General features: G+C 56.9%; 18 protein-coding genes and 1 pseudogene. 4 read left to right on the forward strand and 15 right to left on the reverse strand.

Annotated features, from left to right (window positions below):
* Window positions 1–28 precede the first annotated feature (28 nt).
* Both HALA3H3_RS27030 and HALA3H3_RS26510 read right to left on the reverse strand, forming a co-directional pair.
* Entirely contained in the window at window positions 29–199 is a 171-nt protein-coding gene (locus HALA3H3_RS27030) for a hypothetical protein (protein ID WP_022520572.1), read from the reverse strand.
* A 172-nt stretch (window positions 200–371) separates the two neighbouring features.
* A complete protein-coding gene (locus HALA3H3_RS26510; RefSeq protein ID WP_141224352.1) occupies window positions 372–590 on the reverse strand; it encodes a hypothetical protein in 219 nt (72 codons plus the stop codon).
* 193 nt (window positions 591–783) lie between these two features.
* On the opposite strand from HALA3H3_RS26510, the pseudogene HALA3H3_RS27225 reads away from it, so the two are divergent.
* Window positions 784–1,851, forward strand: a pseudogene (locus HALA3H3_RS27225) (AGE family epimerase/isomerase).
* Window positions 1,852–1,943: 92 nt separating this feature from the next.
* On the opposite strand, the gene HALA3H3_RS01285 reads toward HALA3H3_RS27225, so the two are convergent.
* Both HALA3H3_RS01285 and HALA3H3_RS01290 read right to left on the reverse strand, forming a co-directional pair.
* Window positions 1,944–2,975: an aldo/keto reductase gene (locus HALA3H3_RS01285; RefSeq protein WP_053856846.1), complete on the reverse strand. Its 1,032-nt coding sequence runs from the start codon at window positions 2,973–2,975 to the stop codon at window positions 1,944–1,946.
* A 5-nt stretch (window positions 2,976–2,980) separates the two neighbouring features.
* Complete coding sequence (locus HALA3H3_RS01290; protein ID WP_022520576.1) at window positions 2,981–4,195, reverse strand: MFS transporter; 1,215 nt, start codon at window positions 4,193–4,195, stop codon at window positions 2,981–2,983.
* Window positions 4,196–4,304: 109 nt separating this feature from the next.
* On the opposite strand from HALA3H3_RS01290, the gene HALA3H3_RS01295 reads away from it, so the two are divergent.
* Complete coding sequence (locus HALA3H3_RS01295; protein ID WP_022520577.1) at window positions 4,305–5,228, forward strand: LysR family transcriptional regulator; 924 nt, start codon at window positions 4,305–4,307, stop codon at window positions 5,226–5,228.
* A 109-nt stretch (window positions 5,229–5,337) separates the two neighbouring features.
* Here HALA3H3_RS01295 and HALA3H3_RS01300 read toward each other — a convergent pair whose 3' ends face one another.
* Entirely contained in the window at window positions 5,338–6,546 is a 1,209-nt protein-coding gene (locus HALA3H3_RS01300; RefSeq protein ID WP_022520578.1) for an MFS transporter, read from the reverse strand.
* A gap of 150 nt (window positions 6,547–6,696) precedes the next feature.
* Between HALA3H3_RS01300 and HALA3H3_RS01305 the strand changes: the two genes are divergently transcribed.
* A complete protein-coding gene (locus tag HALA3H3_RS01305; RefSeq protein WP_022520579.1) occupies window positions 6,697–7,584 on the forward strand; it encodes a LysR family transcriptional regulator in 888 nt (295 codons plus the stop codon).
* 126 nt (window positions 7,585–7,710) lie between these two features.
* Here HALA3H3_RS01305 and HALA3H3_RS01310 read toward each other — a convergent pair whose 3' ends face one another.
* From HALA3H3_RS01310 to HALA3H3_RS01325, 4 genes are all read right to left on the reverse strand, one after another.
* Window positions 7,711–8,394, reverse strand: coding sequence for a DUF899 domain-containing protein (locus tag HALA3H3_RS01310; protein WP_053856848.1), 684 nt, complete (start codon window positions 8,392–8,394; stop codon window positions 7,711–7,713).
* Between the two features lie 139 nt (window positions 8,395–8,533).
* Window positions 8,534–9,304 carry an aminoglycoside nucleotidyltransferase ANT9 gene (locus tag HALA3H3_RS01315; protein ID WP_022520581.1) on the reverse strand — a complete coding sequence of 257 codons (771 nt, stop codon included), beginning with the start codon at window positions 9,302–9,304 and terminating at the stop codon, window positions 8,534–8,536.
* Window positions 9,305–9,841: 537 nt separating this feature from the next.
* On the reverse strand, window positions 9,842–10,228 hold the full coding sequence (locus tag HALA3H3_RS01320) for a DUF6559 family protein (RefSeq protein ID WP_022520582.1): 387 nt from the start codon (window positions 10,226–10,228) through the stop codon (window positions 9,842–9,844).
* Between the two features lie 273 nt (window positions 10,229–10,501).
* Window positions 10,502–11,095 (reverse strand): hypothetical protein, encoded by a 594-nt coding sequence (locus HALA3H3_RS01325; RefSeq protein WP_022520583.1) that lies wholly within the window; start codon window positions 11,093–11,095, stop codon window positions 10,502–10,504.
* A gap of 709 nt (window positions 11,096–11,804) precedes the next feature.
* On the opposite strand from HALA3H3_RS01325, the gene HALA3H3_RS01335 reads away from it, so the two are divergent.
* Window positions 11,805–13,616 carry a DUF4153 domain-containing protein gene (locus HALA3H3_RS01335; RefSeq protein ID WP_022520586.1) on the forward strand — a complete coding sequence of 604 codons (1,812 nt, stop codon included), beginning with the start codon at window positions 11,805–11,807 and terminating at the stop codon, window positions 13,614–13,616.
* Between the two features lie 39 nt (window positions 13,617–13,655).
* On the opposite strand, the gene HALA3H3_RS01340 is transcribed toward HALA3H3_RS01335, so the two are convergent.
* The 6 genes from HALA3H3_RS01340 to HALA3H3_RS01365 all read right to left on the reverse strand — a co-directional run bounded on the left by HALA3H3_RS01340 (window position 13,656) and on the right by HALA3H3_RS01365 (window position 19,894).
* The gene (locus HALA3H3_RS01340; protein WP_022520587.1) at window positions 13,656–14,669 is read right to left on the reverse strand and encodes an aromatic ring-hydroxylating oxygenase subunit alpha; all 1,014 of its coding nucleotides are present in this window, start codon (window positions 14,667–14,669) and stop codon (window positions 13,656–13,658) included.
* Window positions 14,669–15,829, reverse strand: a complete 1,161-nt coding sequence (locus tag HALA3H3_RS01345) for an ATP-grasp domain-containing protein (RefSeq protein WP_022520588.1) — start codon at window positions 15,827–15,829, stop codon at window positions 14,669–14,671. The genes HALA3H3_RS01340 and HALA3H3_RS01345 overlap by 1 nt, the downstream gene beginning before the upstream one ends.
* Window positions 15,822–16,967, reverse strand: coding sequence for a hypothetical protein (locus HALA3H3_RS01350; protein ID WP_053856849.1), 1,146 nt, complete (start codon window positions 16,965–16,967; stop codon window positions 15,822–15,824). Before HALA3H3_RS01350 ends, HALA3H3_RS01345 begins: the two co-directional genes overlap by 8 nt.
* A 79-nt stretch (window positions 16,968–17,046) precedes the next feature.
* Entirely contained in the window at window positions 17,047–17,895 is an 849-nt protein-coding gene (locus HALA3H3_RS01355; protein WP_022520590.1) for an MBL fold metallo-hydrolase, read from the reverse strand.
* On the reverse strand, window positions 17,892–18,902 hold the full coding sequence (locus HALA3H3_RS01360) for an NAD-dependent epimerase/dehydratase family protein (protein WP_022520591.1): 1,011 nt from the start codon (window positions 18,900–18,902) through the stop codon (window positions 17,892–17,894). The genes HALA3H3_RS01355 and HALA3H3_RS01360 overlap by 4 nt, the downstream gene beginning before the upstream one ends.
* Window positions 18,899–19,894 (reverse strand): 3-oxoacyl-[acyl-carrier-protein] synthase III C-terminal domain-containing protein, encoded by a 996-nt coding sequence (locus HALA3H3_RS01365; protein ID WP_022520592.1) that lies wholly within the window; start codon window positions 19,892–19,894, stop codon window positions 18,899–18,901. The genes HALA3H3_RS01360 and HALA3H3_RS01365 overlap by 4 nt, the downstream gene beginning before the upstream one ends.
* Between the last annotated feature and the right edge of the window lie 49 nt (window positions 19,895–19,943).

Genomic DNA, 19,943 nt, shown 5'->3' on the forward strand with positions numbered 1-19,943 from the left:
GTAACTATACTGAAAAATGGCCAGCCAGCTAGTCTTTTTTGTCTATCGTTACCTCAATCGATTTGCTATCGCCAGCAAACCATTTCTGAACATACAGAGTGCCCACGATAGGCGCCGTTCCTTCATCAGGCACTTCTTTATAGCGAACGCTGTTTTTGGTTTCTTTCTCGTATTCAAACATAACTACTTTCTTCGCCATGAAACATATCCAGTAAGTAATAATTAGGACTTGGGCGACTAATGCCGCTCAACAGGCTTGTTAGGTTTTGGAGTTAATCAGTCTCAAAGCGAACAGTTACTTTCGATCCGCACGCCTGAGCGACGCAACGCGCATAGCCTTCAAGAGATCATCGACCTTGTGATGATATAGATCAAGGTCTACGTTGGATGCAGGCGCAGCCTGTTGCCGTGCCTTCACGCATCACACGGAGGTGAATATTGTTAGCAAGCTCAGGATCCACGCCCAGTCGCAGACACTGCCCGGTAGCAAGGCCGCCTTCGTCAGCGGCCAAACGATCCACCCCAACGGTGGCACCATCGTCAATGGCTGAGGCGAGCGCCCTCTTGATCACATAAAGATATGGATGCAATGAACCACGGCACAAAGCCCCATGACACCGATCAAAAGCCCCGGCGCTGGCTCGATAGCGCCACCCACCCTTCTGGCTGACCCGCGAAGGGCTCGCGCTGTTTGAGTTCCACCGCCAGGAGCGTCTGGACTCCGGCGGCTTCGCACCGCTCGATGGTGACGGGCGCATACCCGACGACGCCGTGGCCGACACCATGCTTACCGCGCGCATGGCACATAGTTGTGCCTTAGCAGCGCTACAGGGCGTGCCGGGCGCTGCCGCGCTGGCCGAGCATGCTATTCGCGCGTTGGAAGGTAAGCTGCACGACGAGCAACACGGCGGCTGGTTCGGCGCCGACCCCGCCACCAGCGACGACCGCACCAAGCAGTGCTATATCCATCACTTCGTCGCCCTCGGCGCTGCCACTGCGACCCACGCCGATATTCCCGGCGCGGCTGCTCTGCTCGAAGAGGCCATTGGGGTGATCGACACCCGCTTCTGGTCGATGGATGAGCAAGCTTTCGTCGAGAGTTTCAGTCAGGACTGGAGCGAACTGAGCGACTACCGCGGCGGTAACAGCAACATGCACGGCGTAGAGCTGTGCTTGGCGCTAGCCGATGTGCGCGACGAACCGCTGTGGCTTGATCGGGCGCTGGCCATCGTCGAACGACTGATTCACCGCCACGCGGCTCCCCGGGAATACCGCATCATCGAGCATTTTCACGGCGACTGGTCGGAGTGGCCGGAACACAACGCCGACTGCCCCGACGACGGCTTCTCCCCCTATGGCGCTACGCCGGGGCACGGCTTTGAGTGGTCGCGTTTGATGCTGCACCTGGAAGCATCGCTGCAATCCCGCGGCCGAACGGTTCCTGCCTAGCTGTTCACCGACGCTGCGGCGCTATTTGACGCCAGCCTGCGCGACGGCTGGAATACCGACGGCGCCCCGGGGCTGGTATATACCGTCGATTGGGAGGGTAACCCGCACTCCCTGCGGCGACGCCACTGGACCCACGCCGAGGCGGCGGGCGCGGCGGCCGCGTTCCTACAGCGCACCGGCGAGGCCCACTACGAGCACTGGTATCGGCAACTCTGGGATGCGATCGACACCCTCTTTATCGATCGTAAACGGGGCGGCTGGTACCAGGAGCTCAGCGGTGAGTTGCAGATCGACCCCGCCGAAGGCGACGTCAAACCCGATCTCTACCATGCCTACCAGTCCACCTTGCTGCCACGGTTGCCCTTAGCCCCCAACCTAGCGTTAACCGTCCACCGGTTGTAGCTGGTTGTAATAAATAGTGCAACGTTCACCCGAGGTGGTCCCCCCTCAGTCGCCGTGCCTGTCGTGGGCCCGGCTTTTTCAGTTTATTTCAGTCATACCAGGGGTGGATTACGCTCGGTAAACTGGCCGTTCCAATAGGGATAATAGGGGTAAGGTGGCGTTACCGCGCTCGCCGCGTCTAATCGTGCAACTTGAGATTCATCAAGGCGCCAGCCAACCGCACCGAGATTCTGCCGTAACTGGGTTTCGTCCCGGGCACCCATCAAAACCGATGACACCGTCGGACGGCGCAGCAACCAGTTAATCGCCACCTGGGGCACGCTCTTGCCGACTTCGTCAGCGATCTCGAATAGCACGTCCAGTACCCGGTACAGTCTTTCGTTCGGCACCGGCGGCGCGAACCCTTCGGTCTCGTGAAGACGGCTCCCGGCGGGCAGTGGTTGGCCGCGACGAATCTTACCGGTCAGACGCCCCCAGCCCAGCGGGCTCCACACCAGAGCGCCCAGGCCTTGATCCTGCCCCAACGGCATCAGCTCCCACTCGTAATCTCTGCCCACCAGGGAGTAATACGTCTGGTTCGCCACGAAGCGCGCATAGCCATAACGCTCGGCAACGCTCTGGGACTTCATCAACTGCCAACCAGAGAAATTGGAGGCCCCGAGATAGCGCACCTTGCCAGCCCGTACTAGGTCATCCAGTGCGGACATCACGTCCTCCACCGGAGTCATGGCATCGAAGTGATGTAGTTGCAGCACATCGATATAATCGGTTCCCAGCCTTTTTAGTGCGCGCTCGGTGGCGCGGATCAAGTGGTGTCGAGAGCTGCCCACGTCATTGGCGTCCTCCCCGCTGCGTAGTGACAGCTTCGTGGACACGATCACCCGGTCACGACGGCCTTTGATCGCCGCACCAAGGATCGCTTCCGAAGCACCGTCGGAATAAACATCAGCGGAGTCGAACAGATTGACCCCAGCGTCCAGACATATATCGATCAGCCGCTTCGCTTGCTCAACGTCGGTATTACCCCAGGCACTGAACAGCGGTCCCTTGCCACCAAAGGTGCCAGCTCCAAACCCCAATGCAGGCACCTTGAAACCAGATCGCCCTAGATAACGATATTCCATCACACTCACTCCTGTTCGCAGTAAATTGCCGGGGCGGGCCCAATGGACTCGCCATGCTCACGCTTGATTGCCCAGACGGCCACCGCCAGTCCGGTAAGAGCAACCAGTGCGGCGGCGCCAGGCACGGCGGTAAAGCTGCCGCTGCGCTCGATCACCACACCGCCCAAGCCCGCACCAATGGCATTACCCAGATTGAACGCACCGATATTGAAGCTGGACGCCAGGCTGGCCGCGCCTTCCGCCCGGTTAAGTACCCACAGTTGCAAGGGCGCCACCGTAGCGAAACCGGCCATGCCCAGCAGGCCGACGAAGACCACCGTTGTCCACTGATAGCCGAGCGCAAAAGGAAACAGGCCCAGCACCGCCGCCAGCACTGCCAATGTGATAATCAGGGCCGGTGCCAGCCCCCGATCCGCGAGACGCCCGCCGAGCAGGTTACCGACGATCATGCCAACGCCGAATACCAGCAGAATCAGCGACACCGCATCCTGGGAGAAACCGGCGATGCCGGTCAGCATCGGCTGGATGTAGGTAAACACGGTGAACACCCCGGCGATGCCAAGCGCTGTCATCAGCAACCCCAGCAACACCGTGGGTCGACCGATCGACGCCAGACTCTTTTGCCAACCCAATACCTCTCCGTCACCGCTGTCGCGAGGCACCATGAGGGCGATCACCAGGGTCGCCAGTACGCCCACACCGGTGATTGCCCAGAAGGTGGTGCGCCAGCCATATTCGTGCCCCAGCCAAGCGCCAGCGGGCACGCCCAGCAGCGTCGCCACGGTCAAGCCGGTGAACATCGTGGCGATGGCACTGGCCCGTTTGTCCGGCGCCACCAGGCCAGTGGCGACCACCGAACCGACGCCGAAAAAAGTGCCGTGTGCTAGGGAGGTCACCACCCGGGCAACCATCAGCATCGAGTAGTTCGGAGCCAGCGCACAGGCCAGGTTGCCGAGGGTAAAAATAACCATCAACGCCACCAGCACCTTCTTGCGAGGCCAGCGGGCACTGGCAATGGTGAGCAACGGCGCGCCCACGAACACACCCAAGGCATATCCGGAGATCAGCAGGCCCGCTTGGCGGATACTTACATCCAGATCGGCGGCCACTTGCTCCAGCACCCCCATGATCACGAACTCGGTGGTGCCGATGCCGAAGGCACCAATGGTCAAAGCGTAGAGCGCCCAGGGGATCGGGCGCGAAGAGGTTGAAGCCATCATCAAAACGTCCATCAGGGAATGATGAGACGAATGCTAGACCTGCATCACCCTCCTTGATACCTTTAGGATCTTTAATGACTTTCAATATTTTATTGACAATGAGGCCATCATGGATCGTCTAAGCGACATCGCTCTCTTTCTGCGCGTGGTGGATCTGGGTACGATCAGCGCCGCCGCCCGCAGCCTTGACCTCTCGGTGGCCGTGGCCAGCCAACGTCTGCAGCGGTTGGAAAAGGGCCTCAATGTCCGGCTGTTGCACCGCACAACCCGTCGCCTCCACCCCACCCCAGAGGGGCTCGCGCTGGCGGAACAAGGCCGCGAGTTGGTGGAGGGGCTGGAAGCACTCACCCAGGATCTACGCGGCAGCGCCGACAACGTCACCGGCACCCTGCGCGTCACCCTGCCCCACTCCTTCGGGCGTCAGTACATTTCACCGCTGTTGCCCGAGTTCCTTAACCGTTATCCCCGGCTGGATCTGTGTGTCGGCCTGACTGACCAGGTAGTGGATCTGGTGGGCGAGGGCTACGATCTGGGCATTCGCATCGGCATTCTGGAAGATTCCAGTTTGGTGGCGCGACGCCTGGCCGACGACGAGCGGGTACTGTGCGCCTCTCCCGACTACCTGAAACGCCACGGCACCCCGCAACGCCCCGGCGAACTGGCTGATCACCAATGCCTGGTACTTTCCAGCAGTCGGCGTCGGCAGGATATCTGGCACCTCACCGACAACCAGGGGCAAAGCGAGGCGATACAAATAGGCGGCCGCATACGCAGCAATCAGGGTGAAATGCTCACCGAGGCGGTACTCGGCGGCCTGGGCATCGCACAGCACTCGGTGTGGCACATCCACGAATACCTGCACAGCGGTCAATTGAGCGTGGTATTGCCGGATTACCGGTTAACGGAAACCAGCATCTACGCGGTGATGCCCCAGCGCCAGTTGGTGCCACCTCGGGTGCGGGCGTTTGTGGCGTTTCTGGGAGAGCGGCTCGCTGAACATCCTGTCTGGGCGTTGCGGCGGGAAGATCAGTAAGTGTCAATTGCATCTAGATCGAGATGGATCCATCGATGTGAGCCGACCAGTGCTTTTCACCAATCTTGCCTATCAAAAAGTTTTCACCCAGCGGTCGTCCTGTTTAACGCTACGAAACTGGAAAACCATGCTTTCGAGCGGCCCAGACAGCCAACAGAGTTGCCGTCAGTAACACCAAGAGCGCGGGCGGGAAAGCACCAGCACCAAAGCGATCCAAAAGCACGCCGCCGATGACACCACCGCCAGCGATAGCCAAGTTCCAGACAGTAACCAGCATCGATTGCGCAACGTCTGCCGCTTCTCCAGCCGCCTTGGCGAGAGCTGTTTGGAACAGCGTGGCAGCTCCCCCAAATGCGAGTCCCCAGGCGCCGACAGCTACATAAATGGCAACAGGCATATCACCTGCGATACCAAGCATCAGTGCCGCTACCCCGAACAGGGAGGTGCTGGCGAGCGTCATTACACGAAGATAGCGATCAATCAACACGCCAATGACCCAAATGCCGACCAACGCAGCAATACCGAATACCAGCAAGACCAGATCGGTTCGCTCAGCCAGATTAGCATCAGCCAAAAAAGGAGCGATATAGGTGTAAAGGATGTTATGCGCGAGCACGAAGGCCAGTACTACAAATAGCACCGGACGAATACCTGGAAGGGTGAATACCTGCCTAAGCGTTAGCCGCTTACCAACGGATTGACCCGCGAAGTCAGGCACCTTTATATGAACCCACACGATCAGGATCAGCGCCATAAGCGTCATTATTCCAAAGCAAGCGCGCCACCCCATCAGTGTGCCTAGAAACGTGCCAGCCGGGACACCCAAAGAGAGTGCCAATGGTGTTCCCACCATCGCAATAGCAATAGCGCGCCCTTTTAAATGCTCTGGCACCATTCGAGCGGCATAGCCTGCCAATAGAGCCCACAATAGGCCTGCTGCTACACCAGCGAGAAATCGGGCCATCATCGTCAAGATATAGCTCGTTGAAAGCGTCGTGATCGTATTGGCGATAGCAAAGCCCACGATAGCGGCCAGCAATAAGGGCCTACGCCGCACCCCCTGCGTGGCTGCCATCAATGGAATAGCGGCTACTAAGGAGCCGATGGCATAGAGGGTAACAAGTTGTCCCGCAAGAGATTCTGAAACCTCCAGTCCTGCTCCGATCTGGGGCAACAGGCCCGCTGGCAAAGCCTCGGTCAAGATAGTCACGAAACCCGCTAATGCAAGTGCGAGCAAAGCCGTAATGGGCAGTCGATCCGATTGTTCGGTTTCGCTTCTCTCCCGATCTAAGTTACTCATTTCCGATGTAGACATCATTATTGCCCCGTCTAAAGCGAAGGTTCAGGTGCTAAAGCACGCTTACCTGCCGCATGTGAGAATAGGCACTCACATTAGGCATATTGAGCAATTAGGAGAATAATGCTAATTTTCCGAATATATCGGAACAAAATTCCTTAATGGAAAAATATGGATGTATTAAGCGGCATTGAGTACTTCGTACAGGCGGCTGAAACCCGTAGCTTCTCTGCAGCTGGGCGAAACCTGGGCGTGTCTTCTTCAGCAGTAGGAAAAAGCGTAGCCCGACTGGAAGCTCGCCTGGGTGTTCGTTTACTTCATCGAAGCACTCGCAGTATCACGTTGACGGCGGAGGGAGTACTCTTTCTTGAGCGCTGCCGTCGTATATTAAGCGAGGTGGAAGCAGCAGAACTGGAGTTGTCAGAGATACATACGGAGCCCAAGGGCAAACTTCGGGTGAGTTTTCCACTCGTTGGGCAGCTTGTGATGCCAGTGCTGACTTCCTTTATGCATCGTTATCCTTTGATCGAGCTAGATGTGGATTTTTCAGACCGGATGGTAGATGTAATCGAGGAAGGGTTCGATGCCGTTATTCGCACCGGAGAGCCAGCAGATTCTCGTTTGATGTCACGCCCACTTGGGAACTATAGCCTGGTGCTTGTGGCCTCACCGGAGTATCTATCCAAGCACGGTCACCCACAAACACCCGCTGACTTGGTCGATCATGCTTGTTTGCAGCACAAGTTTCCCAGTACCGGTAAATATGAGGCTTGGCCGCTTCGGGCAGTTGGCAACGAAACAACTCCCACGCTAAATACAGCCATGGTGTGCAACACCTCTGAAGCGTTAATCGCAGTGGCCCGTGCAGGACTGGGCATCGCGTGCCTACCGGACTTTATGGTGAGAGAAGCTATCAGCAAGGGAGAGCTGGTTACTGTCCTGAATGAGCATATCGAGCATCAAGGAACATTTCGCATGCTATGGCCCTCCAGCAAACACTTGGCCCCCAAGCTACGGGTATTTATTGATTTTATGGTTGAAGAGCTTTTTAAGGCTTAGCTTTTTCGGTTCCTTATAAGATTGCAAACCGAGGTGATCAGACTGAAGCAGAACGGCCTTTGAAACGCATGCACAATCTGCAAAAAAACGCCTCACTTCAATGGTTGTTTAGCTCACATATGAGTTTCAGCCGTCATACTCGTCGTGGCGGCGGTTCCACACATACGGCTTCGTCTGTGGCCAACCTTCCGGTGAGTCCTCCCAGGTTTCCTGGCGACCAAACGGCGTCAAATCCAGGTATGTCCAGTGGCTACCTAAATATTCGACGCCACGGGCACCGGTAAAGTAGGTACGATAAATGTCGTTTCCATCGCGGAGGAAGACACTCGCGCCATGCCTTTCGCCCTCCTCTGTCGTTGCGCCGACATCCTCGTTGAAGTCGCTTCCGTAAGAGGAGTACCAGGGAATCGTCCAGCCCATGCGCGTCTTATATTGATTGATTTTCTCTAGCGGAGCGCGTGACACCATGACCAGCGAAGTGTCACGTGCATGGAGGTGGGCCGGGTGCGTCATGGCATCGGCCACCCACGAGCACCCATCACACCCCGCCTTCCAATCGGGGGCAAACATGAAATGGTAAACAATCAGTTGACGTTGCCCAGCGAACAAGTCGCGGAATGACACGCTGCCCTCATCACCCTGGAAGACATAAGGCTTTTCCATTTTCACCATGGGTAGCTTGCGCCGCTCAGCGCTCAAGGCATCGCGTGCCCGAGTGTGTTCTTTTTCTTTAATGAGCAATCGGTTGAGTGCCGCCTCCCACTCTTCAGGTGAGACAACTTGCGGTAAAGGGTGTTTAGTTGTTGGCATATTTGGCCCTTCTTCTTTAAAGCCTGTTTGTTCTCGCTCCGCAGAAAGATCTAACTCATGGGTTGATACTAATAGCCGAGTCAGTGCTTGAGTAGCACCATAGCCGCCGCCTCCCTTTCGGTAAGGGTCAGCGCTTCTATCAACGCGGGGTGGCAAGGCACGTTTCAATAGATTTCCGCATGGAACAAATTAGCGCCTGGAACTCCCCCTGCTTCCCCTGCCATTGGTCGTCGACCTTTCCGAGATAGCCTTGCTTAGCGTAGTCCAATAAAGCCGCATCTTCCTTTGCCAGCTGTTCCTTTGCCCACTCTGCTGCCACATCTTTTGAAGCAATATCACCCGTTGCTACAGTCAGCCACATGCGAGACAAGGTTAAGAGCACATTGCGTTCATCGCCTGCTGTCTCTGCCAGCAGAGTAGGCAAGGAATCACGAATCGCTCTTTGGACATCAGCCATTGGCACTGGCCCAAACACCTCAGCGGCGTTGACTCCATATAGCGGCAGGCTGTTATCGATCACCTTTTTCAGCACAATCGCCAGATCAGGATCACAGGCTGGTTTCGGGATGTGCCCTGCCTCGAACTCATCCCGCAACCACTCACCGTATATAAGTTCCGCCCGCGGCGGGAACCGCCAGGGCACAACATCAGAGATCGTGATGACCGTCAGCTCTACTGGCCTGGTAGCTTGTGCATTGCCAATCGTGCCAGAGACCTTCATCAGCTGCGCAACCAGAGCCTCCCTCTGCTTACAGGTTGGTGAGTCGCTCACTGCCACCAGAACATCAACATCGCTGTTACGCTGCAAGCCCCCAGCAACAGCAGAACCAAAAAGATAAATACCCACAATCGACTCACCAAGCACGTCTTCCGCGATGGATTGCGCTTGTTGTGCTTCATATGGAATCACGGGTCACACCACTTTTGCTGGAATGTAGTTTCCTACACTGACGAAATGCGGCGATGGTAAAAATCGAACCAGATAGAGAGTGTTTTTGAGTTTTTAGGTGGCCCAATATCTTCATCAAACATAAGCTTATGACCTCGGGTGTTACTATCCCAAACTCATGCAGGCCCCACGGTCACGGTTTATCAGTGATTCTCTAAAAGATATTAACTCCACGACGCTGATAGTCGTGAACAATCTCGGCGAAACCTTCACAATCTACATAGTCAAAGTAGGAATGTTCTCACGCATCACGAGCAGATAATTCATCAGGACAGTGGCCTAATGAAAAACAAGCTGGACAAGTTCATCGGCCACGGGACTGAGCTTATAGGCGGCTTTGTGATGACCAGCACTGGCTGCTTGATGCGGCAGCACACACGACTTTTCAAACAGCTTTAGCTTTTAAGATGGCTATCGGCTTGCTGGAACAATGCATTGGCAGCTTTAACATATTGGCTAAAACAGATGCAAGTAGCCTCGCCATGGGCTATTACTGGCTCACTGACCGCCTCCATCTCCTCCGCCGCCAGAGCAATCGATGCTAGACGCGTCACCTCCAAAACTCGCTGACGCTGCTATTACGCTTGAACAGTTGAACTCAGTACTACCCGAAAAGTAGACACCGTCGACCTCTTCACGCAGCTTTTCATAGCTGAAATTTTCATGTAGCTCGCTCTGATAAACGACAAATTCTGGATGATTGGTATACATCGCCAGCGCGTAGTGCTGATACTGGCTATTTAGCCCCGCACGCTCAATACTCCGCCTTACCTGCAGCTGTGTGTAATATTCCTGGCGGCCATAATCGTTGACCAAAACGTTAGGCAATTTCTCTATGTAGCTTTTAATAGCACGCTTCTTCTTAAAGTTATCGAGTAGCCCCACCCTTAACCTCCGTTCTTTAATAAATACCAGGAAACCTCTGGTTAACTATTACGCTTGGCCATACTCTATTAAGAATCGGCTCGTGCACGAGTCCAATCAAAGTACTCATTTACAACCCGTAACTTCGCACGCGAATCCGATTCTTTTTAATAGGCTGTGGCCTTACCTGGCCTGCGCACGCCGACTTTTCAGAAAAAGCCTAGGCATTAGTCTGACTCTATAGGCAACAGATTTTAAACGTCCCCTGTGCGCTCGTTAAGACGCTCTGTTTACTCATGGCCCAAGCAAACCCTGTGACACCGCAAAGAGTGCGAAGAGAGGAATCGCCACGACCGTTGCGGCCGCATCAAATGTAATGGCAACAGGCGTTGCGATAACACGCCCGGCTGTATCGATGGGGCCCCTGGGCATGCTCATACTGACTTGATACTCCTTTTCGAGCTTTTCAAGCGGCAAACTTCCTTCAATGGTATATCGCTCGCCTCTAATCTCCCGTATCAAGTGGAAGCTATCGGTGACGGGGTTTTTCGTAAAGCCCAATGCGGTTAATTGACTGACAAGTTCGGCTGAAGGGTTCTGTTCATGCAGTGTGAGCTTAATGCTGCCGGTCACCACATTGGAGCTAGAGAGCGAGAAGCCGCTAAATTCGGGAAGAAACTCAACTTCTCGGCTAAGCACCAGCACCTGGCCAAGTTGCTGCTGAGAGGGAAACAAAAAAGCTTCACGCCGCGTAGTGACCACTAAGTCGTTCGTTTCTTTATTAACGTAGAAGCCGTTAACGGCCATCAATCTCTCTAGCTTGGGCTCCCACAGTTTTGTGGTGCAGCCCGCTAAAAAAATACATAGAACGATCACTACTCGATACATGCTTCCCTCCTGGTTATGGTCTATGGCAGTCCAAGTAAACTTTACCTGACCAGAGCTTTAAAAAACCAGGGTTTTTTATAAGTATAATTTCATATAAACCTGAAATGGGAGGAGAACGACTCGTCAGCGCTATTATCAATCCTACGGCGCACCAGCTCCTCGCTATGTTTCGACTGCCGACAACCGCACATACTCAGGAACCCTTTCCTTGAGCAAGGTGATGAGTTCAGGCTGCATTAGCTCGTAGTGGTCGGGAATATCCAGGCAGACTAATCTCTTCCCCTTGAGTAACTCCCCGTACTTCTTAGCGACTTCATCCCGGTGACTCTTTTCCATCACCAGGACGATGTCAGCCCACTCAATTAAGCGCCAAGAAACGGGCGTTTTAGCACTCGAACTTGTCCCAGCTCCGACTGCTTGAATACCGGGGTAAGCTGAAAAGATATGTTCAGCCGTCGGACTGCGGAGTCTATTTGCGCTGCATATAAACAGAAGATTCAAAGCTCCTCTCTGGCCCGGCTTTACGACGCGCCTAAAGCACAGCATAATTAATTAGCAGTATTTCGAGCCATCTATCTTTGCACTTTGCAACCTTTGTAACTTTCTCACGTTATTATAGTTGCTTAGTGCTAGTTAATTACTTAGAGCCCGTTAGCTACTTAGAAGAATTACGGGCCCCACGCCGCCACTCAACCGTAGAAGAGCTGTCATGGACGATAATCGCCTAAATACCCTGGACCGGGCCACCAGCCTGGGCTTGATTTTTCTCGCCTTTGTACAGGGTTGTGCGCTCTATGCGCTGCATTTGGCTATCGACCATGAGTACTGGCTGGTCGCCGACCAGCGCTGGCTTAAGGCGCTCTACACCGTCGCAGTCGCCTTGCCAGCGTTTTATCTGATCAGCATCGTGCGACTGCGTGATCGCATCAACTTCCTACCGCTGCTGCTGGCTCCCCTACTGTTTTGGCTGGGCTGGCACCTTGGCTGGGTTGAGCAGGTGCCCGAGCCGCAGCAGTGGAGAGGCCACCCGTTTACCTTTGCCTTTTGCATGGCCGTAGGAACTGCCTTGTTTATTCTTGCGCTGTTCTTTCGTAGCAGCGCCACCAGTGGCACTTGGCCAAAAACCTATCAGCCCATGCTGAATTACTCATGGGAGCATGCCCTGACAATCGCCCAACTAGGCCTATTCATTGGAGTTTTTTGGAGCTTGCTATCTTTGTGGGCAGCGCTCTTTTCAGCCATTGGCTTAGACTTTTTCAAAACATTGTTCCAAACACCCGCTTTTTTCTATCCAGTCACCTGGCTGGTGATTGGCATGGGGCTGGTGATGGTCCGCAATCGCTTTCGTTTTATCGCGAGCGTAAGACTGATGTGCGAAGCGCTTATCAAGGCGCTACTGCCGCTGGTTGCTTTAATATTATTGATGTTCTTTGCCGTGCTGCCCTGGACCGGCCTGCAGCCGATATGGGATACCGGCAGAGCCGCGCAAATACTTATGGCGCTGATGTTGACCCTGCTGCTGTTCTTCAACGCCGTTTTCTATCAAACCGATAACAAGCTGCCCTATCCTATATGGTTACGCAGCGCCGTTATGCTCGCCGTCGTATTGCTGCCGATAGGTAGCCTGCTGGCCGCCTGGGCGCTCTGGCTACGAATCGACCAATATGGTCTCAGCTTGGATAGGCTCTGGGCGGCACTGCTGCAGGCACTGACGGCAGCGTTTACCTTCAGCTACAGCCTGCTTCTGCTCTGGCGAAGACAGGCGGCGCTCCCCAGTATGCAGCGCGCCAATATTGGCCTTGCCCTGCTGGTGGCCGGGGCGCTGATCGTGGTTAATACGCCGCTGGCGGATATGCGCCGCTGGGTGGCCCAGCATCAGGTCAAGCGGTTGATAGACGGACGCACCACCGTGGATGCTTTCGACTACCGCTATCTACGCTTTCACCTCGGCCAGCCGGGCAGTTTGGCATTACAAGCACTCGCTGACAGCGAGTTTGCCCAATCGCGACCTGAGCTGATACGGCGTATTGATCTCTCGCTAAAGCAAACCAATCGCTGGAACCAGGATCCACTAGTGGATACCCACAACCTGGATGATGTCGCCCAGCAGTTTAGCGTGACCCCTGAAGACGCCACGCTACCCGAGCCACTGCTCGCCTTGTTAATTGAGCAGGGCTCAGCCTGTCTGAGCCAAGTTGAACCCTGCCAAGCGTTGCAGGTAAGCAATGGATCAGGGTTCCAATGGCTTATCTACGCGTCCTACAGCTCGCATGGACAGGTCTATACCGAGCACAATGCAGGCTGGCAGCATCTAGGCACGCTGACTGAGTTAGGCGCAGCGCAGGATGAAAATGCTGACGACTGTCGACATACCAAACCGTCAACCGATTTACAGCCCATACCAGGGTCGTTAAACGCCTATCAGAGTGGTATCTGCCTATATAGCTTGCAGCCCAGCCTCGAAAGCGTCAGGCAACAAATACAAGCCCGCGCAGAGGCAAGCGATGTTCGGATTGATTAAGGTGGCTGCTCCCCGCATTGACTACGGTTTACGCGGGGGCTAAAGCCTTACCTCCACGGCTGGATCAGTGCCGGGCTCTAACTGCTCACCGACCCAGAGCCGATGCAATCGGGTTTTGAGAATATCGCCAGGTCCAGAGATGAATTTAGGTTGTCCGAAGTGAGTCATCACTTCGTGTTGGCGCTCTAGTGCACGACGATCCTGCGAGACCACTGGGGCCAGGAACAATCGTATGGCTGCTTGTTTGAGCCAGCTTGGCGCCAACCCCTTGGGTGTTGAAAAGCGCGCGAAAGGCGTGAAACTACTTCCTGTCGCTGGCGTGAAAATGGCGGTGACACATAGGGTTAGCTTGGTCTCACCTTCCCACCGCGCTTGAACCGTGGTGGGCGGATAATAGCGCGAGACGCTGCGCGAGCGATCACGCTCCAAAAAGCGCGACATCAGGCCATAATCGGGCTGGGTTTGCTCGATGGCCATATCGATCCCGTCGCCGTGACTGGTAACAATCAGCTCCACTGGCAAGCGTCGATCCCGGCGACGAATAAAACCATGATGGAGATGATTGGTGTGGAACGGATCCATCACGTTTTCAACCGCATCGTAAGCACGCCCCACCCAGGTGCCTTGTTGCCACCAGAAATGATCAAGTTCAGGATTGCCGAAATCAGGTGGTAACACGGGCTCGGGCGGGGCCGCGTCAGAAAGCGCCACAAAGATCCCTCCGTGCCGCTCGACCACGCGCAGTGCATCAGCCTTCAGCCGTTGATCATGGGTCGTATCAACCAGACAGCCTGGCACTTCGATACAGGTTCCATCGCTTGCGAAGCGCCAGCCGTGGTAAGGGCACTCAAGTGCCCCTTTGTGCACACGCCCTTCAGAAAGTGGGTAATTGCGGTGCGGACAGCGATCGACCAAGGCGCCAATCCCCTCTTCGCTGCGGAAGAGTGCAATCGGTGTATCGCAGCATATGACTTTTTGCGCTTTACCGCGTTTCAGATCTTTCGATAAGGCAACCAGGTGCCAGGCATCACGGACTGACTGGGGGAATGTCATTAAGGCAACTCCTCACCATTCCACTCGAGATCGTAAGTGGCGGCGGCATTTGTCGAGATATTGTGTTTGAACCCCGTCAGGGCGAAAGAGGCGGCATCGCAAAGCGCACCAAGCAAAGGCCCACGATCGCCAGGCCGAGACACCACGTCGTGCCCGGTAGCAACGCAGCGCCACCAATCGCGCATACGCGCACCACGCACCGCCTGCGGCAGGCCAAATACGACCATTGCCGGGCCAAGATAAAGAGTGCGTGGCGCGGCCTCAGGTGCGGCGATCCCGTCACCGATTGCATGGGCAAGATGACCGGCACCAGTGAGCAAATGCACACCGCTGGTCGCGCGCGGATTGCACTCAAGCAAGTAAGCAACGCCAGCTTCATCGAACATTGCATCGCAGGCGAACTGCCCATGAATGGCGGCACACTGCGCTAGGCGAGAAGCTATTTTGCGCAGCGTTTCGCGATGGTGGTCAGCGACAGGTTCGAAAGCATAGCCAGCCCCTCCGCCCAGGCGCCAGCTGGAATGGTAGGCAGCAAAGGCAACCAGCTCTCCCCGATGCGCCACGCCGTGAAAGCAGACTTCTTCGCCGTAAATACGCGCTTGTGCCATCCAGGGGTTGTCGGGGCTGGGTGTAATAGCGGACAACGCACGCCGGCCTGGGGCGATCAGTGCGCTATCACCAAATCGGCTAAAGCGCGGTTTGAACACCCACTCGCGACTTCTGCTAGCGAAGCGAGTCAAGTCTTCTACGGAGTCTATCGGATGGCTTTCCGGCACGGGCAGGCCCCATTCGCCACAGTGGCGCGCAAAGGCGAGCTTGTCGTGTAGTTGGCGTAACGTGGCAAGGTTAGGCACAAACAGGCGCTCACCCCATCGGCACTGAAGGGCAGGCGCCGCAAGATGGAAAACCTCCTCGCAGGTCGGCACCACCCGCTCGAAACCGAAGGTATCGACTAGCTCGACAATACGCGCGCGGAAGGCTGCGCCCTGCTGCCGGGGCGCAGGATAGCGGTGAACCCGCGCAGAGGCTTTCGACCAGCGCGCCATACGCACCGGTACGCTGTCAGCCAGATGCGGCTCCCATCCGGCGGCGGCGAAATCCCGGGCAATATCCAGCGCGGCAACCGCCCGGGCGCCGGTAATAAGCACGCGTCTAGCCATCACGCCACACCACTTTACGGCGCTTGGGGCCGCTCCACGCGCTTAGATCATGAACGACCTCAACCGGCACCGGCAAATCCCATGCCTGGCTCAGCGCCTGTGCAGCCGTGGTTGAAATCGTGGCTGGGCAAAGCGGTGACAGATGCAGCACGACGCGCTCAGGCCCCGCTTCGGCCTGCCAGATCTTGTCGCCCCCCAGCACCGCCTCAAGCGCGGCTACCACTTGGGGTGGCGTAACGCTGCGATCTGCAAAGCGCCAGATATCATTCATCCTACCTTGTGGCGCATGGATGACGCGACCCGCAAAACCACACGAGCAGGGACAAGCGTCGAGCTCAAGATAATCGTCACCGCGAATACGGACTATTGGTTGGCTGGTGCGGCGAAGATCGGTAATGATCGGTCGATAGCCGGGCGTGCCGGGAACCGGCTCAAGCTCGATAGCCAGCGCATGGTCGTTGAGATGCAGTCGGCCGTTCGCACACTCCGCGGCAATAAACCCTTCGGTCGCTTGGTATATTTGACGTGGCCTTACCCCCAGCCGCTCGGTAAAGAAGTGGCACTCAGCTTCACCGGCCGGTTCGCTGCCGCAAAACAGATGCTGCAGCGAGGGGAAATGCGCCCCTGCTTGGGCAAAGGCTGCCAGCCGATGGGGAGGTGCGATCAGGATCGTCGGCTCGAATTGCGCCAATTCCTCAATGCTCTGTTCAATCGACGCTTCGAGGGGGAAATGGGCAAACGTAAACCGTCCTCGCCCAACATCGCTGTAGAGCGCATTACTGGCGCGCAAATGCAGGGCAAGCCGTTGGCGCTTGAGTAAAGCACGCGCGGGGAGCAGCCGAGCCAGGCTCTGGCCAATGTAGTCGGCACGCTCTGCGGGGCTGGCGAGAAAGAGCCCTCGCGCACCGCCTCCCGTTCCGGTCGACCAGCCTGCCGACAATTCGCCAACGGCTGTGCCTTGCTCTGAGGCGGCGGCCAACCCGCGCAGTTCCTCATCGCTCATGCCTAGGCTATTCCAAGCGCCGTAATCAGCACGAAGATCCTCGATGTCAGTGACCGGAAACTCCGCCAGATCACGACCAGCATAGTGTGCTAGTGCGGGCGTACGGGCAATGACAGGCTGCAGCTTGCGCCACATATTGGCTCGTCGCACAGCCAGTTGCCCCGGCGACATGCTCAGCGCACGCCGCGTTCGTAACCATGCGGCTACGACCCGGTCAGTTCGCATCATGGCCGCCAAAGCGCTTGGCACTGGCAGCGCAATGTGAAGGCAGGATGACCAAGTCGCCATTGCAGCACGCCGCCTCACTCAACATGTTTAGCGTAGCGCGATAACGCCGGGTATCGCCTAGAAGTGCGGTGGTCAGACGCGGCGGTGGCCGGCGCTGCGTGATTGATTTGCCAAGCCACACCGCATCGGCAGCCAGCAAGACCTGGCGATCCTCGGTGGTGCGTAGTGCCAGCCCCCAGTGGCCAACGCAATGACCGGGCAGTTCGACGGCGACCAAGCTGCCGTCACCCAGGATGTCACGGCCTTCGCTAAAGGGCGCGAACCCGCTGGGTAGTGACACTGCTGGCGCATCTTCAAAAAAGCGAGCATTGGCATCGGCTGTCTGGGGAACCAGTGCAGGCAGCAGGCCCTGGCGCACGCGGCCAAAGCGACCCGGCCGGCGCAATCCGGAAAGGCCCGCACGGGCGCAATAGACTGGCCGCTGGGCAAGGTGGCACATCCCGGCGACATGGTCGCCATGAAAATGCGAGATAATGGTGCCAACAATCGCGCTGTCTTCAATCCCATGGGTCGCGAGCCAGGCGCTCCACGCCTGCTGTGCATCAATTTTGACCGGCGTTGTCCAGCGATAGAACCGCTCGGGAAACGTCTCGGTTGCATCGATAAAAGCAGGATCATAGCCGGTATCAAACAACAAAATACCCCGCGCCGGGTGCTCAATCACCCCCACCATGGCGGGAAAATCAACCGCACACAGGCTTCCACCTGAGAGAGTGGCGATCTCTGGATGGCGGCATAAACCGCGTTCAAGCCAACGGAATCCGACGCGGATCATGGCTGCTTTTCCTGCGTGGCAAGCTGCCGCGCTTCGGCCAGCAGGGTCGCCAGTGCATCATGCTGGGGTCGGTAGCCGAGTAGTCGCTGAGCAGGCTCAAGATCAAAGGTCTGAGAGTAGGCCAGCGTCGCCAGCTTGTAACGGGTCAGCATCGGCTCGCGAGCAGAGCGCATCAGCAGCGCAGCGTTTTCACTGAGCATAGCGATAGCACGCGCCAAGCCAACCGGCAGCGAGACAAGCTGCGGTGTTTTTCCCAACGCATCGGCGAGCTTACCAGCCACCTCTCGTACCGCAATGGGGCTACCTCCCGATATGTTGATTGCCTTTCCGGCAAGCCCGACTGCCTGCTCCTCAGCGGCGCAGATAGCCCATGCGGCGTCGCGCAGATCGGTCAACTCAATCAGCGCCCGGCCGCCACGCGGAAGCGGCATCCGCTCGCGCCCCGCCAGTTCGGCCAACTTGGGCAGGATCACCCGATCGCCCGGCCCGACCAGTGCGCGCGGGCGAATGGCGCAGCAGGCCATGGCGTCTTCCCGCGGCGCAAGCACGCTGCGTTCCGCCGCGTGCTTGGTACGTGCGTAATGATTAAGTGGCTGAAGCGCGGGGCCGTCATGTTCGCCGATGGCTATCCGGTCACGGTACGCAGCAAAAATTGACGGCGAAGAAACAAACACGAAACGCTCTACGCCCGAGCAGCTGGCCGCCTCAAGCAGTTGTTCGGTCAGTTGAAGGTTGTGGCTCTCAAATGCTCGCCGGGGGCCCCAGCTGGCCGATAAAGCGGCGGCATGAATCACGCTATCGACATCCTTTAAGAGCCCGCGAAAAACAACTTCTGGCTGGGTAAGATCCGCCCTAACAAACTGCGCGCCGAGTGACGTAAGCGCCTCGCCCGCCGCCTGCAAACGCCCTGTGGCTCGCACAGCATGCCCGCGTTTTAGCGCCTCGCGCACCAGCGCCATGCCCAGCCCGCCGGTCGCCCCGGTGATAAGGATACGCCGTTGACTCATAGCTTGAGCACCATTGCACTGGCACTGATCCCCGCGGCAGTGCCCAACAGCAGGATATAGTCACCCGGCTTGGCGACCCCCGTCGTGAGTGCGTGGGCGAGCACGCTCGGGATTGAGGCGGCGATCTGGTTACCGGTCGTTGGGAAGATATTGACCACGCGGTCACTGTTGGGCGCGAAAAGCCGCTTGATATGCTCGCCCCCTGGTGCACTCGCCTGGTGGGAAATCACGCAGGCAAGATCATCCTTGCTTATTTCCGCCTGCTCGAGCGCACGCTCAATGACGCCAGGCAACGCTTTGGCAGCGGCCTTGAAGATGCCAAAGGCGTCCATCTCGAAATAGGAACCGGCGACCAGCGCCTGGTAACCTTCAGCGATGCGCAACTTTGTGCCGCCCGCGCGAAGCTGCGCTAGCGCGTGGTGAGCACCATGGGTAACCGAAACGCTTGAACGCATTCCACAGGTTGGGTCTGACGTCGCCTCAATCGCCAGTGCCGCCGCACCATCGCCAAAGATGGAGCGCGTTTTCGGCTCCTCAGGATTAAGCCCAGCCGACGCAATATCGCTCGCAAATACAAGCGCGCGCCGCCAGCGCCCGCAGGCAATGCCCATGGCGGCGATATCCAGTGCCACCATAAAGGATAAACAGGTCTGGTTAACATCAAAGCTAGGCACGCCGGACTGGCCAAAGCCGAGACGGTTCTGGACTAAAGCGGCTGTAGACGGAATCGGTTGCTCCATAACGCCACAACCGCCAATGATGACGTCGGGCGGTGTACTGCCCCAGCCTGCGCGGTTCAGCGCCTCACGGGCTGCCTCAGTCGCCATCATCGAGGTGGTCTCCTCCTCGCTCGCGACATGGCGCGCGGCAATGCCAAACTGACGTTCAGTCCAGCCGGGCGATTGACCTTGACGCTCGTCCAGGGCGCGCGAAGTTAACAGGGTGCGAGGGCGATAGCTGCCCCACCCGGCAATCGTAAAGTTGCTAATCATATGTCCAATTCTAATCGATTCGCTCTCATACTCTAATAAAGCTTAATAT

The sequence above is a fragment of the Halomonas sp. A3H3 genome (assembly GCF_000982975.1).
GTDB classification, from domain to species: domain Bacteria; phylum Pseudomonadota; class Gammaproteobacteria; order Pseudomonadales; family Halomonadaceae; genus Vreelandella; species Vreelandella titanicae.